The organism is Psychromonas aquimarina ATCC BAA-1526 (genome assembly GCF_000428725.1).
Taxonomy (GTDB): Bacteria; Pseudomonadota; Gammaproteobacteria; order Enterobacterales; family Psychromonadaceae; genus Psychromonas; species Psychromonas aquimarina.
Genome location: NZ_AUAM01000016.1, coordinates 66,454 through 83,993, shown reverse-complemented (window position 1 = coordinate 83,993; position 17,540 = coordinate 66,454). Strand labels below are relative to the sequence as shown.

Annotated in this window: 12 protein-coding genes; 4 read left to right on the top strand and 8 right to left on the bottom strand. The window is 42.9% G+C overall.

Annotated elements, in window-relative coordinates; genetic code table 11:
• Nucleotides 1–9: 9 nt before the first annotated feature.
• Both G337_RS0107200 and G337_RS0107195 read right to left on the bottom strand, forming a co-directional pair.
• Nucleotides 10–1,104, bottom strand: a complete 1,095-nt coding sequence (locus G337_RS0107200; protein ID WP_028863295.1) for a saccharopine dehydrogenase family protein — start codon at nt 1,102–1,104, stop codon at nt 10–12.
• Nucleotides 1,097–1,900, bottom strand: a complete 804-nt coding sequence (locus G337_RS0107195; RefSeq protein WP_028863294.1) for a DUF1338 domain-containing protein — start codon at nt 1,898–1,900, stop codon at nt 1,097–1,099. The genes G337_RS0107200 and G337_RS0107195 overlap by 8 nt, the downstream gene beginning before the upstream one ends.
• 299 nt (nt 1,901–2,199) lie before the next feature.
• Here G337_RS0107195 and G337_RS0107190 point away from each other — a divergent pair, with 299 nt between their 5' ends.
• Nucleotides 2,200–3,192, top strand: coding sequence for an ABC transporter substrate-binding protein (locus G337_RS0107190; protein WP_028863293.1), 993 nt, complete (start codon nt 2,200–2,202; stop codon nt 3,190–3,192).
• Nucleotides 3,193–3,327: 135 nt separating this feature from the next.
• Complete coding sequence (locus tag G337_RS0107185; RefSeq protein ID WP_028863292.1) at nt 3,328–3,639, top strand: hypothetical protein; 312 nt, start codon at nt 3,328–3,330, stop codon at nt 3,637–3,639.
• Nucleotides 3,640–3,689: 50 nt separating this feature from the next.
• Here G337_RS0107185 and G337_RS0107180 read toward each other — a convergent pair whose 3' ends face one another.
• The 3 genes from G337_RS0107180 to G337_RS0107160 form a co-directional block, all read right to left on the bottom strand.
• Nucleotides 3,690–5,297, bottom strand: coding sequence for an AbgT family transporter (locus G337_RS0107180; RefSeq protein ID WP_425414426.1), 1,608 nt, complete (start codon nt 5,295–5,297; stop codon nt 3,690–3,692).
• Between the two features lie 319 nt (nt 5,298–5,616).
• Nucleotides 5,617–7,629 (bottom strand): bifunctional metallophosphatase/5'-nucleotidase, encoded by a 2,013-nt coding sequence (locus G337_RS0107175; protein WP_028863290.1) that lies wholly within the window; start codon nt 7,627–7,629, stop codon nt 5,617–5,619.
• Between the two features lie 944 nt (nt 7,630–8,573).
• Nucleotides 8,574–9,404, bottom strand: a complete 831-nt coding sequence (locus tag G337_RS0107160) for a LysR family transcriptional regulator (protein WP_028863289.1) — start codon at nt 9,402–9,404, stop codon at nt 8,574–8,576.
• A gap of 323 nt (nt 9,405–9,727) precedes the next feature.
• Here G337_RS0107160 and G337_RS0107155 point away from each other — a divergent pair, with 323 nt between their 5' ends.
• Nucleotides 9,728–11,365 carry an alkyl sulfatase dimerization domain-containing protein gene (locus G337_RS0107155; protein ID WP_169719615.1) on the top strand — a complete coding sequence of 546 codons (1,638 nt, stop codon included), beginning with the start codon at nt 9,728–9,730 and terminating at the stop codon, nt 11,363–11,365.
• A gap of 372 nt (nt 11,366–11,737) precedes the next feature.
• Here G337_RS0107155 and G337_RS0107150 read toward each other — a convergent pair whose 3' ends face one another.
• A complete protein-coding gene (locus tag G337_RS0107150) occupies nt 11,738–11,992 on the bottom strand; it encodes a hypothetical protein (protein WP_028863287.1) in 255 nt (84 codons plus the stop codon).
• Between the two features lie 537 nt (nt 11,993–12,529).
• On the opposite strand from G337_RS0107150, the gene G337_RS0107145 reads away from it, so the two are divergent.
• Entirely contained in the window at nt 12,530–13,936 is a 1,407-nt protein-coding gene (locus tag G337_RS0107145) for a DUF1254 domain-containing protein (RefSeq protein ID WP_028863286.1), read from the top strand.
• Nucleotides 13,937–13,988: 52 nt separating this feature from the next.
• Here G337_RS0107145 and G337_RS0107140 read toward each other — a convergent pair whose 3' ends face one another.
• Both G337_RS0107140 and G337_RS0107135 read right to left on the bottom strand, forming a co-directional pair.
• Nucleotides 13,989–15,686 carry an alkaline phosphatase family protein gene (locus G337_RS0107140; RefSeq protein WP_037027187.1) on the bottom strand — a complete coding sequence of 566 codons (1,698 nt, stop codon included), beginning with the start codon at nt 15,684–15,686 and terminating at the stop codon, nt 13,989–13,991.
• 191 nt (nt 15,687–15,877) lie between these two features.
• Nucleotides 15,878–17,362, bottom strand: coding sequence for a DUF1254 domain-containing protein (locus G337_RS0107135; protein ID WP_037027185.1), 1,485 nt, complete (start codon nt 17,360–17,362; stop codon nt 15,878–15,880).
• Nucleotides 17,363–17,540: the final 178 nt, after the last annotated feature.

Below are 17,540 nucleotides of genomic sequence, written 5' to 3'. Positions count from 1 at the left end.
CAACCTCGTCTATATTGGACTGCAAACACCTAATTCAGCTTCGCGATAGGGTTTAGCAAACTCATTATTTAAAAAGGATTCAATATCTAACACTTCCTGTTCCACAAAACCTGTCCGCAGCGTTTTACTGTGCACCATTAAATCTACCGTTGTCACAGCAGCTGCTGCTGTGGCTATCTGAATAGCACTTTGCTGAGCAGTATGATGAAGCAGAAATGTGCGGCTGCGCTGCTGCAGTTTCTGCCCGGCATATCCCGTCGCCACCACCGAAATCAGCACCAGATCCTGGCTGGTCGTCGCCACAGAACTCTCTAAAATATCCATCAGCATACGCCGCCTCTTTCCCTCTTCTCCTAAACGTAAATCGTTAAAAAGAAAGCGCATTAAACTGCAGTGCCCGGGGTAACGAATAGTTTTATAGGTCAGTTCACGTACTTTTCCATCAAGTGTCCGGCACAAATTAGCCAGCCCGCCGGAAGTATTAAAAGCTTCATAGGTCACACCGGAAACTGAAAACTCTTCGCGTCCTTCAAGCGGTTCAATCATTGTGATTTTGTAATTTTTTATGGCTTCGCAGGGATTGGCATATTCATTAACCAGCCCCTCCGTATTCCAGGTCAGGTTGTACATCATCTGATTGGAGGGAAATTCGGGAAGCGCGCCGACTCTTAATTTTAAGCTGTCAAGCTGCTCAAACTTTTTGGCAAAACTGTAGGCAAGAATACCGATAAAACCTGGAGCTAGACCGCACTGAGGCATAAAAACCTGGCCTTTCACCGCCTGCCGGGCAATTTTTTTTATGACTTCGGTGCAGCGCACGTCTTCGGTGAGATCAAAATAACTGCAGCCGTTTTCCAGAGCGGCCTGGGCTGCATAGGGGTTATCATTAAAACTTAATGCGGATATCACCACATCCTGTCCCCTAAGCAGTGATACATAATCATTATTTTTAATCACCCGACAGGAAAATAAAGCACCATGCTCCTGAACAACGGCCGGGTTGATATCAGCCCCTAATACCTGATAATTTTTATTCCCGGCTAATATCCCGGCAATGGTGCTGCCGATCCGCCCCAGCCCCAGTACTACAATACGTTTAGCCATCAGAATCTCCGCTATTGGTCGACTCGAAAATCTTATCCGCACTGCCGGGTACAAAACCTTGAAACAGCTGCCCGTCGGGTTGTTTAAAGCGCTGCGCAAATTCATAATAACAGCTTGTTATGCGCCGCTTTCCGACATCACTAAACTCAACCTCATACTGGTCTGCCATAGTTGACGCTTGAATTAACAGATCGTCTGCAGTGCCTTTTATTACACCACCGGCGCTGTTAAGCTGATAACCCTGTTTTTGTAATAAATCCACAACCTGAGAAAGCTGCCGGTATTTCTTAAAGTGATTTACAAACAAAGTAAAATGATTCGCCCGCAGTCCCCACACCGACAGCCAGGCGGCATATTCGGACTCATCAAGCAGGGTAAGGTAATCAGCATAGTCCGGTAACTTCCAGATTCGCCCTGAATTCAAATGCACACAGGTCTCCGGGGGAATCTGCTCAATCAGGTTATTAATGATATTCTGTGCAGTGGCAGACAAGTTAAAACGAAGCAGTTCACTGATAAATATCTTGGTTGAAGAGTGAGCATGTATATAACAGCGGGCATCGAGTTTTTTCTGCTCAAAATGGTAGGAATCAAAGCGCTCATAACCTAAAGCAAAAATTTCTTTTTCTAAGTTATCAATGGATACAGCGCAGTCTGCGAAAGTTCTAAATGCAACATGGTCATTAATTAACGGCTCGCCCTCTGCAGCAAATAATCGCTGAATGGCCAGAGCCTGTGGAGTGACGGCGCTATACTGATGCCATAGAGGCGCAAAAAAATCATTCAATGCACTCATAGTTCCTCCTCATAGAGCGTCGCTATTATGATGAATTAAAGGAATAAATTCCTGCAGCCGGCAAATGTGCAGGTACTTAATTAATCGAATAGTTATTAAAAAGATAGGTGACAACAGTGTCTTTATCCAGCGCCACGGAAGCAGGCCCCTGCCCAGCAAAGCACTGTAAATCGAATTTTAAACGCAGCAATAACTCAATTTGACATAAGCTGCGCTTTTACTAAGCTGAAAAATACACTAGCGGGCCGTTTTAGCAGGCGTGAGAACTTTTTATATCGGCCGTTATTTCAGGAGGTCATATGAAAATTATTATTAACTCAATATTACTGACGCTTTGTACTCTTTTTATGCTTAGCGGCACTGCATCTGCACAGAGTAAATCTGTCCTGATTATTGAAAGCTACCACAGCGAATATCCCTGGGACAGCAGTTATATTGAAGGTATCAAGGAAGGTATGAAAGGCGGCTACCAGTTTTTTACTTTTCAGATGGATACCAAAAGAACAGCAAAATCAGAGTTCGACAAAAGCGCACAGAAAGCCTGGGACTTTTATCTGCAGACAAAACCATCTCTGGTTTTTCTCGGAGATGATAACGCATTAAAATATCTGGGTCCCAAATTTGCTGCAGTTGATACTCCAGTAGTATTTTTAGGTATTAATAACAACCCTAGAGCCTATAACGTCGGCTCAGCTGCTAATATCACAGGAGTGCTGGAAAGGCCGCTGCTGAAAAGATCCATTATCGAAATGAAAAAAATAGTTGCTCTGAAAAAAGTACTGGTGCTGTTTGATTCCGGAACAACATCCAAAGTTACCTTTGATGAAATACTCAAGGGTAAGGAGAAAATAAAACTCAGCGGCATCGAAGCGCATATGAAACTGGTCGGCTCCTGGGAAGTCTGGCAGGAGACGGTTAAGTCAGCCAAGGATAAAGGTTATGATGCTGTTTTTATCGGTTTGTACCATACCATTGTTAATAAAGATAATCAGCATATTGCAGCTGATAAAGTCTTACGCTGGACATCCAAGAATACCCCTGTTCCACCTTTTGCATTTTGGGATTTTGCGGTAGGTCCGGAAAAAGCGATCGGAGGTTTAACACTTTTTGGTAAAACCCAGGGACTGCTGGCTGCCGAGATGGCCACGCAGATCCTCAGCGGTACACAGGCCGGTGAAATTAAAGTAAGAATTGGTGAAAAAGGTAAACTGCTGTTCAGCAAAACTCAACTGCAGAAATACAATATTGAATTACCTAAATCCATAGCTTCAAAAGCGACATTAATGGAGTAATCCGTTTTTATTTCTTACAAAATAAAGGAGCATCAGCTCCTTTATTCTTTATGCCCGGCAGGGAATTGATTAAACATTTTAGACGAATTAAGTTACTCTAGCGCTTAATAATACCTTCACTGGAGGAACGCTTAAATGAGCCGTCCATTTGTAACAAAAGCACAACTAATCACCGAGCTTAACGCCTGGGATGCAGGAAAAATATCCGCAGAACAGCTTCAGGACTGGATGGTCACTTATTATGATCCGCCGGAAGTTGAAATCGGCCCGGGCGAAACGGAATGGGTTCAGGAAGCGATGAATATCATTATGAATGAATATGAATTAGCTAAAATTCCTAAATTCAAAAAAGAGGGTTATATTTTCGCACTGGCATTTCTTGAGTGTGATGAAAGTAATTTTTATCAGGCTAAGCACCGCTTTGTACACGACGGATTTTCTGATTAGAGTAAAAAAGGGAGCTTAGCTCCCTTTCACATCAGTAGCTGACTTTAACCTCACGGGGTGTAATATGTTGCCGAACCAGGTCCTACCGGCAGACCTAATACAAATACCCAGACGAAAAACAGCATAGTCCAGCCTATGGTAAAGATAATAGAGTAAGGCAGCATAGTTGAAATCAAGGTGCCTATACCTAAGTCTTTTTTATACTTAGTTGCCACAGCAAGAATTAAACCAAAATAACTCATCATAGGGGTAATAATATTAGTAACTGAATCACCAATACGATAAGCCGCCTGAATAGTCTCCGGCGCATAACCCACCAGCATTAACATAGGTACAAAAATAGGGGCGGTAACAGCCCACTGTGCGGAAGCACTGCCTATCATTAAGTTGATAAAACCACACATCAGGATAAACATAACAAACAGTAACGGCCCCGTTAAATTAACTGACTGCAGGAACTCAGCACCGGTAACGGCTATCACTGCACCAAAATTAGTCCAGCTGAAAAAAGCAACAAACTGCGCGGCAAAGAAAACCAGTACAATATACATGCCCATGGTACTCATGGAATGCGACATTGCATCGATCATGTCACGGTAGCTTTTAATTGAGCCCGTTGTTTTACCATAGAAATAACCGGGAATAGCAAAACAGATAAAGATAAAAGCAACCACACCGCCAAAGAAAGGAGATCCGGCAACAGCCCCTGTCTCCGGGTGACGCAGAATTCCCGACTCAGGTACAATAGTCCAGGCTAACAAAGCGGCAATCGCCAGCAGCACTAAACCTGCTATTTTAAGTCCTTTTTTCTCAACTGCTGTCAGTGCGCCCATATTTTCAGCCTGACTCAGATCTTCTTCTGATTCATCCGAATTGTATTTACCCAGTTTGGGCTCAACAATTTTTTCTGTGACCAGAGCACCAAGAATCGTGATCAGGAAGGTACTGATAAACATAAAGTACCAGTTAGCTTCCGGACCAACTGAGTAGGTCGGCGCGATAATTTTAGAGGCGGCTTCGGTTATCCCGGAAAGCAGCGGATCAACGGTGCCGATCAGCAGGTTGGCACTGTAACCGCCGGAAACACCCGCAAAAGCGGCCGCAAGACCAGCTAAAGGATGACGTCCCAGAGAGTGGAATATCAGCGCTGCCATAGGGACCAGCACAACATAACCCAGCTCAGAAGCTGTATTGGAAATAATTCCGGCAAAAACAACAGCAAAAGTAACAGTACGTTTTGACGCGCCCATTACAATACCGCGCATGGCGGCCGAAATCAGACCGGAGCGTTCGGCAATTCCAACACCTAACAGTGCAACCAGTACGGTACCCAGGGGAGCAAATCCAGTGAAGTTAGTAACCAGACTGGTAACAATACGCTGCAGGCCTTCAGCGTTCAGCAGGCTGACCACACGAATGACACCGTCAGCAGCACGCCCGGAAGCGCCTTCTGGTCTCGGATCAATAACAGACATATCAAAATAGCCTGCGATCCCGGAGGCAATTAAAATAGTAAAACAGAAAATAGCAAACAGTGCTATCGGGTGGGGAAGTAAATTCCCAAGCCACTCAACGGTGGTCAAAAAGCGGTTAAACAATCCTGATTGTTTGGTCGTGCATTCCTTTGCGGCTGTCGCTTTCATATCTGCAGCCGGCATAAATAAACTCCTATTATTTTATTGATAAAGTGAGAAGCTTGTTTTTATGCTTCGACAGGAGAGTATTGGCAAACAGAAAATTTTCAAAGAGCAGAGTTCAAATCTTTACAGAATTTAACATTTTTTTTACAAATACTGTTATTGAGATCGGATTAATGGATAAGTAAATGATAAATATTCGCCTATTTTTTAGACAGAGAAACGAATTATAGGGTTAAGTTTTTTTATTGATTAGAGACAGATAATGCTTGTATATACTAACAAAAAGGCACACCTTAATAAGGCATGCCTTTAATAACGCTTAAGTTAGCGATAGTACTTACTCAGCATAGTGCATGGTTGTTGTTTCGAAAGCGATAGGTGCAATAACCCCTTTGCTTTTAGCATAACTGATAAATGCCTGCGCATCGGTATTACAGCTCACGCCGGAAGCTTTACAGTTAACCGCAGAAACTGTTTGATATTGCGGGGAATAGTTGCCTTTAGCAGTGTTAAAGTTAAGTTTATTTACTTTATAACCGACATAAGTGCCGTTTTCCTGAACCACATCAATACGATCCGTTTTGTTTTCCTGCGCTTGTGCAATCACATCCCAGCCGTCACGACCGTTAGCATTATAATTACCCAGCACCACACCATACTCAGCTCTATCCTGAATTTTCTCCCAGGCAGGGGCACTTTCTGTACCGCTGTTTACTTCAAGTGAACTGATATGACCGGCTGTTTCTCTGGCTGTTTCAGTAAAGGTATAACGCATACCGCCGACATAGGGGAACTTTCCTGCATGTGCGTCTCTTTTAAGCGTCTGCGTAATGGTGCTTTCCAGTACAGCTTTAATCTCTTCACCCGTTAAAGTCAGCACCGACAGGTAAGTATTAAAAGGCAGCATTTCAAATGTCACGTTGCCCTCTTTCATTTCACCCGCATTGATACCGGTGCGCACTCCGCCGGCAGGCATAAAGGCTACCTGCACGTTTTTACCGGTTACCGCTTTAACGGCATCCTGATTCGCCCAGTAAAGAAAAGACTGGGCGATAATCGGCGCTGTGTCAGAGCCGTGTTTATCGGTACCTTTATCACCAGGGCGGCGCTCCTGGTTAATCGTCTGGTTCACTTTAGCGATAACTTCGCCGAAAGCTGCATCATAAGCAGGTTTATAGGTACTGTCGATATGAGCCCGCAGCCCAGCATCCTGCTCAACAATAGCTATTTTCGGTTCGCTGCTGATGTAGTCTACAACTTGATTTTTGTTGTCACCTGTAAGCAGATCCTGCTGATCACGTTTTTCTTTATTATAAAATTCATCGTTAGATAACAGAGTATTGTTACCGCTGCAGGAGGCCAGATCACCGTCAGCATCAAACTCAACCTCAGCCAGGCCGATTGCCTGTGCATACTGGCCAGCCTGGACAATGCAGGTTTTACCTTTGCCGTCTTTCTGGGTAATCAGCTGCGCATAGCCGCCGTTATCCCCGAAACCTAACTCGGTAAAATCTCCCAGCAGTGTATGCGAGTGCCCGCCGACAATAACATCAACACCAGTGGTCTGCTGTGCAAGCTGAATATCGCGTTCAGTGCCGATATGAGTCAGCAGCACAATTTTATTCACACCGGCAGCTGTTAACTGATCAACGGTTTTCTGCGTAGATGCGGCTTCAGCGGCAAATTTAACGTCCCCGACACCTTCTGACATGCTGGCCATATCTTCCAGAGCAATACCGATAACCGCCACAACCACTTCGCCGCCAGCAGCCTCCGCAGGATCATTAATAAGACGTTTATTCACTCCGTCGCTAAAAGCAAAAAGCTGATAGGCTTTAAGATTATCCGAGTCACTTAGCTCAGCATCAGCACTGGCATCGATATTAGCGGCCAGAACAGGAAAATTCACCTCATCGATAAAAGCGGCCAGTTCCGTTGTGGACAGATCGAACTCATGGTTGCCCATCGCCATCGCATCTATATGCATTCTAGAAAGCAGATCTGCGTTAGCCGCACCTTTATTTAAACTGAAATAAACCGTACCCTGCCATGCATCGCCGCCATGCAGCAGCAGCAGAGGTTTATCCGCCTGTTCAGCAGCTTGAATAATATCGTTTGATGCCTGCAGCAGGCGCGGATAACCGCCGAATTCATTATAAACAAGCTGTCCGTCGCTGCCCGTTGTAAAGCTGGATTTAACCGGGTCAAAATTTGAATGGGTATCATTCATATGCGCAATCGTTAACGTGAATGGTTCAGCATTGCTGTTACTGGTTCCAGTATTACTGCAGCCGATTAAAGCGGCCAGCACGGCAGCAGCGGCCGCACCTCTGGTAAAATTTTTGGTCATTACAATTTATCCTTCGTTATTATTTTTATAAAAAATAAGCTCTGTACGGCGCATCCTAACAAAAAATAAATTTAATGCATGTCTGTTTCAGATAAAAATGTGAACATCACTCTATCCCATTGATTTCATTAACATAACAAAGTTATCATCAACATTTTAAATTTTTAATTGCGGCTAGTTTTTAGTATTTGTAATGGCCGGTTTGCTGGATAATGACAGATGCTAAATTCGCTTATAACACTTTACTTAACGAGTAATTATTTATGCTTAAAAAAACGCACCTTGCTATATTATTCCTTTGCGCATCCTCATTGTTCAATAGCGCATCGGCTGCACTTGAAAAAGCGGATCTGCTGATAAAAAACGGTTTTTAAACAAGGCTTAGTGGCTTTAAAAGGTAATAAAATTATTGCCGTAATCAACAATGAAGAGATTAATATTACCAGGCAGAAACAGTCATAGAAGCCGACGGTGATATCGTTATGCCGACTCAATTAATACATATATTGCCATGACCATGTTCCGCTCCTTTGCGGACGATGTTCCGGATCGTCCACACCGCAATATTTTTCCGTTAGAAAAAATTGTATCACGTGATATGCTGCATCTCGTTGCTGACAGACAGCCTGCTGACTTACCGGTGCTTGAATATTAATGCGGTATTACTGGGGATCGTCCATAAAGACACGAGGGCTCACCACTGCGAGAGCAGTGGAGAAACTGAACACTACAGCTGAAATAATTTGATAACTTTCAGGCTGGTCGAATCAATCCTGAAACTAATGGCTTTCCGATTTAACAACGCTTGGTTATACTGCGCCCAGTTAATAATTTACCTTTTGATTTTTCCATTATGCATTCACCGACTACCTGTTTAAAAATCAGGTTACGTATGAGCAAAAAGGCTCCAGTGATTTCACTAACAAAGCCTTCAAAGCCGCTGTTTATTTGAAACAAGATTTAATCTTTTCTCTCACTTTCATATGGAAAGGATCTGCTTGATATCTTTGATGATACATCATAGAAAATGTAATCGGTCTCAAATCCACCGGACAGGGTAAAACTTTGAGACCGAGCTTGTCCGCCCATTTGTTTGCCATATATTCTGACACCGTTGCTAATAAGTGTGTCTGGGATACAAGCATCATAACATTGGCTGTAGAATACATCAGGACCTTTTCTTTTCTTTCATTTACAACCTCCCTTGCGTAGATTTCAAAGCCAGTACGCCCATTTAAACGCATCTGACCAGTGACAAATTGTTCCTGATAGAGCTGTTCCTTGCTGATTTCTGAATGAATACGAGGATGTTCTTGCTGACAGATCACCACTAATGAATCCTCATAGACAGGCTCTGCAACATAACCAGGGCTCAACACATTGACGATATCAATCACGATATCTGTGCGCTGGTACCGCAAGTCATCATCCAATAGACTTCGGTCAAATTCAGTCTGCTTAAGCTTGATCTCATCAAGGTCAGACAGCTTGTCTAAGAGTATTTCTGAGCAGGCCACACTGAGCCTTTCTTTAATAGTTACAGCGTTTTCTATCATTGATGAGACGGGCTTCAATTTTTGGTAAAGCGTTTCCGCTGCATATGTGGGCTCAATACTTCTTCCTTTTCTAAGAAAAAGCTTTTCGTTCATGACCTCCTCTAATCGCTTTATAGAAGCACTGACGGCCTGTTGTGACACTCCCATCAGCTCTGAAGATTTGGTCATCGTTCCGACTTCGAATGTAACAATAAACGCCTTGATAAGATTGAAATCCATAATTAACACACCCAATAACAAATTGTATTTGTTATTAGTACAAGCAACAGGGCATTTAATCAAGATTTGCTTGTGATAAATTTGTTTTGTTGACTAGCTAAGGCACCAGTGGATCTATTTACCTGTACTGACAATAGTGGTTAACAATAAAAGTTAAACAAACATCAAGAGTTATCAGTTTATTTAGGATATTGATTATGAAACTAAAAATAATTGTGAGTGCGCTAGCTTTGATTTCTTGTCAAGCAGCTGCGGACTCAAGCTGGAGTCACTACAATGGTAAGCTAGAATCACCTCTCGTTACTCTAGAATCAGGGGCGGTTGTGAATCCAGAAGCTGTACAACAGATTGTACCGCTCACTCGTCTTTCTGAGACATTGACTCATACCGTTGTCGCGGAAGGTGTTTACCAATTATGGGGGCCCTTTTATGCTCCAGCTGTAATTGAAACCGACGAGGGACTGATAGTTTTGAATACTGGTGAGGACCGCAGTGAAGGTAAGCATTTCCGAGATTACATTCGCAAGAATATCTCTGATAAACCAGTATTAGCCATTTTTTACGACCACGCTCATTATATGTATGGTGCCGAAGGGCTAGCTGACGGTGACAACCCAATTATTGTAGGTCACCCAATTGCCAATGAACTTGAAGCATCTAAAGGTGCTGGTGGTATCGCAAAAACTCCGATTCCAGAGTTGTTACCAGTACTCAATGCGCGCACAGATATTCAGTTTGCTAAGGGCTTACCTCTTAAAGGGGCTGATGCCCCTTCTATTCCTGCGCAATTGACGTTGGGGGAATCTGCTTTTATGCCTGTCACTCTGCCAGTTGCTGATCAGGAAACGGTTAAGGTTGGACCCTTTACCGTGACGGGGTACCATCATGCGACTGATTCTGATGACTCCATTTCATTCTATTTCCACGAGTTAGACCTGGTATTTGAAAACGTACTTTGGCCTCACCAAAATACCTATACTCTTCGTGGCGACAGTTATCGCGATCCGAATACCTGGATGGATGCGCTGAAAGAACTTCGTGAAATTAACCCTGCGATTGTGCTAAATGGAGGGGGCGGTGCAGCTCCTTTGGTTGGTAAAGAGAAAATCAACAATGCTATCACTTCGATTGTCGATTCGATGGCCTTTGTTTATGATCAGTCTATTCGAATGACTAATAAAGGGATCCGTCCAGACCAACTCAAGCACCATATTAGTTTGCCTGAATCAACCACTCAGTCGCCTTTTGTTAATGATGCATATGGCCAGGCTGAGACATTTTATCAAGCATTTCCAACGGCAAATGCAGGCTATTTTTCAGGTTATGCTGACGAATTACACAACCTGCCGAACGACACGGAAGCCAACTACCTGATTGAAGCGATGGGAGGGGAAGAAGCCGTATTTAACAAATGGCAGCGAGCACAAGACTCGGGTAAACACCTCTGGGCGAAGCAGCTGGCAACTTATTTATATCATGCAAAACCGAATGATAAAGCCTCACGTCAGGCATTGGCTGATTCGTTACGTTCTTTAGGGCAGTTATCACCAGGTATGATCGCTAGAAACTTTTATATGTCTGCGGTTCATTCGCTGGAAGGCAATAGCGATATCACAGTCACGGGTACTCAATCGGCTGACTGGGCTGAAAAAGAGAGTGCGACGGCAGTAGATTATCTTCGTACCCGTATAAATCCTGATTTAGCTGCAGACAAGAGTGGTTTTTTAGTGTTTGAATTTGAAAATGGTGATAAATACGGCCTAGATATCCGCAACTCAATTGCTGAGTTTGTTGGAAAAGTAGAGCGTAATTATCGAAAGCCAACTGAAATAATTAATGTATCGACAGCAGATTTTGCTAAATACTACGCTGGAGAAAGTAGTGCTAAGGCATTAACAAAAGGCGCAGATAACTCTTTACTGTATCTGTTTGAAGAGTTCAGCCCAACGTCTTTGTATTAACCTGGATAGAGCCGGATTTGCAAGAATACAGCTAGTTGTTGATCTGTGTATAGAACGATAGCCCAGTACTTTTCCACTCACAGATATTGACTATATTTCGTATGACGCATTCTGGTTCGGGGAATTATATGTCAGATGTATTCGAATGTATCAAGGCTGATTACAGTCGAACTCATCGGCATTACGCTCCGGGCTAACCCAGCCCGGAGCGTATTTTTTAACTAATACTAATATTGCAGCTTAGTAGCGAGTATGGTTTTATCGGTGTAGAAAATTTCAAATCAAACGCTGTAAATACTCAATAACGGACAATGCCCCATAGGACCGGTATAATTTCAATCTGCTTTGCCAGGCACTTTCCTGATTGCTGTTTTAAAAATATCTCTGCTGAATACCTTCTGGTGCTGCAAACTTAGTTAGATTATCCGCCTTAAAAACGGTATAGTCACTTTCTACCAACACCATATCTTTCATAGTATTACGGGTGGCTAACTTGGAATCCAAGGCACGCTGTTCGCAATTATATTGCATATAATAAATATCCGCGACTATGGTGCAGCCTTGGCGTAACTCAGCTGTAACTGGAAAGAGCTTTTCCAGGCTTAACCAGACAGGCTGGATAATCATCGGACAGCTATAAACTTCAATGACCAGTTTGCCGGATAATGGCAGAGCTCGATATCAACATGACAAATCTGACCAGAAGCAGGCAGATCATAAATACGCCGTCGGATATACCGATCACAGTACAAGGCTTGCCGGTCACTAAATCGTGGTTCTTATATCACTTATCTCGACAACTCCGAGCTGACGACTGATAAATACATTTTGATTAGTAACGGTATATAACTTGACAAGCGTATATCATTGTTCGTTGATAAGTAATTGCAGCGTCTCATGCATGCCCTCACATATATTAAAAAGAAAAGTTGAGGAATGCGCAAAATGTTTCAATAATGTTTGTTGCACTTAGTATATAAATTCGGCTTTTCAAACAGATAAGCAAAACTGTGTACTGACTTTGATCAAATTTATTCCCCCTAAGCTTTGATGCTGATTAGTCGTAGAAGTAAATTGAATAATTAAGCCTTGCCATACATTGAAACCTAACTTTACTGAAATGAATCAATTAGATAGCCACATTACAGAACAGAGGAACTATTAATGAATAGAAGACACACAAAAGTAGCATTGTTAATCGGATGTATGTTTACAGCCTCTATATCTTTAGCCGAAACTTTTCCTGACCCACTGTTAACGACTCCGGGGACACCTGAAGTTACATCTCAGGGCCTACAAGCCGACGGCTATTCTTTAGGCGTATCAGCTTATAGTTATGGATACGCACTTGTCCGTATGGAGCGAGTCATCCGCGATTACACAGACGTACCTTCTCCCAAGCCGGCGACTAGTTATCGTGCCCCGCTAAACAATATCGGCTGGGCTAGAGAGCTTGCAACACCTGAAGCTAAAGACATGCCTACGGCCAATAATGATACTTTGTACATGAGTAGTGTTGTTGTATTAGATCAGCCATATGTGTTTGAAGTACCCGATACCAAAAATCGATATTACGTCGTAAATGTATTCAATATGTGGCAGGAAATTGAAAAATATATCGGTAAACGTACTACAGGTACAAAAGCTGGAAAATTTGTATTAGTACCGCCAAATTGGAAAGGTGATATACCAAAATCAATGACTCGTATTGATGTTTCAACGAATAAAGTATGGTTATGGGGGCGTTTGCAGGTTAAACAAGGCGAAGAAATGTCCCCAATTCATAAGTTACAAGACCAGTTCAAATTAACGACTCTAGATGGGAAGCCTTCATCTATCAAGTCATTACCTCCAATGCCTGAAATTAAAGGTGATGAATTTGGATTCTTTAAGCATCTCAGCTTTGCTCTTCAACAAAATGATATCAAATCAGCGGATGAAGCTCTATTCGCCCAGTATGAACGTTTTGGTTTAACAAAAGATAGCTTCGACCCAAATAAAATGTCCAAGGACATGAAGCAAGGATTGCTAAAAGGATTAGAAGATGCGCCAAAAGCGGTAGTTTCATCATTTGCCAGCACTGCAGCAATAAGACAAGGTTGGACATGGGTTACTGGATTGGACTCATTTGGATATAACTACCCATTACGCTCTATGATTGCTGGTCCTTATTTAGGAGGAAACGGTGAAAAAGAAGCGATTTATCCAATTCGATATACCGATTCAAACAATGAAATACTTTCAGGTCAAAATGACTATGTATTGAAGTTTAATCAGGTACCACCTGTTGGTGAGTTCTGGTCGCTCACCATGTATAACGCTGACGATAAAATGCTCATTAAAAATGACCTTAAACGTTATAAAGTAGGGTCTGACACTATCGGGTTAAAAATTAAAGAAAACGGTAGCTTTGAAATTCCAATTTCACATCTTCAACCAGAAGGTGAGTTTTCGGACAATTGGCTGCCTGCACCCAGTGAAGACTTTTATATCATCCTTAGAATGTATAGTCCAAATGACGCGATTTTAGAAGGGCGTTATATTTTACCTCAAGTAGAAAAAACACAATAAATAGTAACGAAAGACCCATACACCTGATGGGTCTTTCTATATTGACATAATTCTACTTTGTTATTACTTCTGTGAGCACTTGTCCGATAGAACCACTTGGCTGGGTGATACCCAGTTTATTGGAAAGTGTAGGGGCAATATCATACGGTGTCACTTCTCTACTGATTCTGTCTGCTTTGATATCGTAACCGGCAAAAATCACGGGGACATGCGTGTCGTATCGCCAGGGCGAACCATGAGTTGACGCGATGGTCAGGCCATCCATATCGTTAATGTAAGAGCGAGGAGTAAATATCAAATACACATCGCCGGAGCGCTGCTGATGGTAATTATTTTTCACCATCTGCATTACGTGAGTGTCGGGCAGCTGGTTACTTTCGATATCCGAACTGGTGACCGCATACGCAATCCCTTTTACCTTCGAGACTTCTTCGGCTACCGCTTTTTGTACTTTGTCTAACTCTACCCCCTTCTTTTTTATTACATCGTGATTCAAATAGATATAAGGCTGCGCATACAAACGTACCGCGTTTTCATCTAACCCGAATTCAGATTTAAGGCGAGTTAAAAGTCCGGACACCATAATCGAGTCTTTATTGAAATAGTCTGCCTGGTTGTAGCCTAATGCATTAACGGTTGGGGATGCTTCCGGAGCACCGTGATCAGCAGACAGTACGATTAACGTATTTTTAAGCCCTATGTGAGAATCAACGCTTTGCAGAAGTTCGGCAATGGTTTTGTCGAGACGAATAAGATTATCTTCAGTCTCTAGGCTCGATGGGCCATACATATGAATCACATAGTCATTTGAGGAAAAGCTCACGGCAAGATAGTCAGTAAACTTACCTTTTCCTAGTTTTTCTTGCTGAAGCAGAGTGCTGGCAAAATTAGCGGTAATTTCATCTCCAGCAGGACTAAGGGTGAGCATAGTGCTGTAGTACTTATCGCTTGCTGGCCCATATGGGTGAGGGAAAATACGCTTAAAGCCAGCTAAGTCAACTTTATGATCATCTGGGCTGCTTTCTTTAAGAGTGTATTTATCGCTTTCTAAAGACAGTTGCCATTGCTTTCCTGAATACCGGCTTGGGATTTTCTTTTCGTTCCAGCGCGTGACCCAGTCTGGATATTTATCATAGTAGTAATTACTAGTAACAAATTCAGATTGTGCTTTAGAAAACCAGAATGCTTTGCCTGAATGACCTGCCATTGAAATCGCACCGCGGTCTTTGACCGACACGGAAAAAACATTGGACTTACCATTACTTGATACAGCAAGCTCATCACTAAAAGTTGTCGATAAAATAGATTCTGGAGAACGCCCGTCTTGGAGTGCGGCCTTTTGAGTTGGATCGATTTCAGTCGATTGGTCGACCCCGGCACCAGAGGTCAACATGCTGTAGCCAGCATCTTCAACGTTGTAGACCAAACGCTCCTCATTTCTGTCGTACCATACGTTGCCAACCATGCCGTGAACACTTGGCGGCGCACCGGTGGCTAACGATACATGTCCCACAATGGTTTCTGTATTCCCATGCTGATAATGAGCATTGGTATAATAAGCACCGTTTTCCATTAGGTAACGAAAGCCGCTGTCACTAAAATTGGATTTATAACGTTCAAGCAGATCACCTCGTAAACCATCGACCGTAATCTGCAATACCAGTTTGGGTTGTGCATCATTAGCCTGTACCCCAAATGATAATGAAATTGCCCCCGCCAGAAAGAAGTAACTCAACCACGTTTTATTCATAATTAGATTCCTTGCTAAAGATTGCTGTACATTATTTTGGTTTGTGTTGTATTTAATATTGCATCACCAATAAACTTCCGCTCCGATTTATGAACGGAAGCAGTGGTCAAAAAAAGAGGGGAACAGGCAGCCAGCTGCAGAACATTAATGATAAGCTCCTTGTTTTGCTTTTCTGGCTGCACTCATTCAGATTACTTTACTTTAACAATCGCAGGCGGCTGCCAGTCTCCGCTCAACATATCTTCCGTTGGGCCGTAGGCACGAATGGTCATAGCAACTTTGCCATCTGGAGCTGGTAACCAGTTGCTTACTTTATCTTCACTTGGGCGCTGGTGCTGAATATAAAGAGTCAGAGAGCCGTCGTCATTGTATTTCAGCTCTTTGTTTTTAGTGCCTATTGAGTAACGTTTCAATTCATTATCACTGAAGAAATGGTTTTCATCGTACATGGTTAATGACCAGAAGCCATTACTAATGACCGGCGGTGTTTGTCCTTTTTCAAAAGTCAGGGTGTACTTATTATTGCCGTTTATGCGTTCACCGATACTATCTTTATACTGGTAAAAATAGTTTGTTTCGATTCTGTCATTAGTAAATATATTGGATTTAGCTACCCCCAGGCGTGTTAAATAATCCGTGCCAAAGCGGCCGTTGCTCATAGGCGTCGTCCAGTAGTTGTTTACTTCTTTACCGACGTTTTCTAAGCGGAATAAAGAGGGAATCAGCTCTTTCTCGGCTTGCTTAGCAGCAGCTATTACCGCTTTTTTGATTTTAGGATCTTTTTCTACCTGCTCCAGCAAAGCTTCAAACTGCTGATAGACTGCCTGCTCACCCGGCAATGGCGCTACTGTTTTAAGCACAGTCCCCAGCTGCTCTTTAGTAAAGAAAGTCTCCGGATTAACCCAGGATTTTTCACCAGCGGATGTGTCTGCATTCGGATCTGAAAGATCAGGTAATGAGGCCCAGTCAGTTACTTTCATCTTGCCGTCAAACTGAGACAGAGGATAGACAGCCAGTTGATTTACCGGCTCTTGAATATCAATGCGGTCTTGTTTGGTATCATCCATAAACGCACGAGGGATCACAACTCCCAGATCCGTTGAAGAGCGGAATACTCCGTTAACACCTTTAGGCAGATCTCCATCCCAAGATGGACCAACCAGCATGTAAAAGCCCGGCTTAGTTGCATGCTGGCTGCCAAGTTTAGCAAAACTGTCGGTACGCTGATCTTCAACCATGATGTTCCAAAAGCGCTCACCGAAATCAGGAACTTGAACGATCACAGGCTCTTTTGATAAGTCGAGCATACTGAAACCATACACCACGTCTTGATTCGGATGAGCAACATCACGCATATCAGGCGAGATATAGTCAGTTAACATGGTAAGCAGGTTTATTGGTGCAGCCGGCATTGCTCCGCCTAGCAGTGACTGGTAAGGAACCTGAGAGAAAACAGTTTGACGATTCTGCATGTTAACCATAGGCCAGCCCCACGTATAGGCAAAGGCTGCAACAGTTTCAGCATACTCCGGTGTCATCACGCTTCCGGTAGGTCCACCGACCACGTATTCTGTACTGCTCATGCTTGAGTTCGGGATAGTCTCAGCAAAAACAGGGGCTGAAATAGTCGCAGCTGCAATTGCTATCGCAATAACGCTTTTTTTAATAGTATTCATTAAAAACTCCTTAAGAAACTTTTATGGCAAATAATAGGCTTGCAGTAAACATTTAAGAAAGGTTGTTATTTTGTCTACAGCCATGCTCTTCGTAACGTTGCTTACTATACACGGACAAACAGGAAAGTAAGGAAAGCCACACTTGAAAAATTCTCAAGCACGCTTCACAATTAGACAA

Coding starts and splice junctions, on each gene's coding strand:
- G337_RS0107190 (WP_028863293.1), top strand. CDS start 2,200: ATGAAAATTATTATTAACTCAATATTACTGACGCTTTGTACTCTTTTT.
- G337_RS0107175 (WP_028863290.1), bottom strand. CDS start 7,629: ATGACCAAAAATTTTACCAGAGGTGCGGCCGCTGCTGCCGTGCTGGCC.
- G337_RS0107150 (WP_028863287.1), bottom strand. CDS start 11,992: ATGATTATCCAGCCTGTCTGGTTAAGCCTGGAAAAGCTCTTTCCAGTT.
- G337_RS0107200 (WP_028863295.1), bottom strand. CDS start 1,104: ATGGCTAAACGTATTGTAGTACTGGGGCTGGGGCGGATCGGCAGCACC.
- G337_RS0107140 (WP_037027187.1), bottom strand. CDS start 15,686: ATGAATAAAACGTGGTTGAGTTACTTCTTTCTGGCGGGGGCAATTTCA.
- G337_RS0107145 (WP_028863286.1), top strand. CDS start 12,530: ATGAATAGAAGACACACAAAAGTAGCATTGTTAATCGGATGTATGTTT.
- G337_RS0107185 (WP_028863292.1), top strand. CDS start 3,328: ATGAGCCGTCCATTTGTAACAAAAGCACAACTAATCACCGAGCTTAAC.
- G337_RS0107195 (WP_028863294.1), bottom strand. CDS start 1,900: ATGAGTGCATTGAATGATTTTTTTGCGCCTCTATGGCATCAGTATAGC.
- G337_RS0107180 (WP_425414426.1), bottom strand. CDS start 5,297: ATGCCGGCTGCAGATATGAAAGCGACAGCCGCAAAGGAATGCACGACC.
- G337_RS0107135 (WP_037027185.1), bottom strand. CDS start 17,362: ATGAATACTATTAAAAAAAGCGTTATTGCGATAGCAATTGCAGCTGCG.
- G337_RS0107160 (WP_028863289.1), bottom strand. CDS start 9,404: ATGGATTTCAATCTTATCAAGGCGTTTATTGTTACATTCGAAGTCGGA.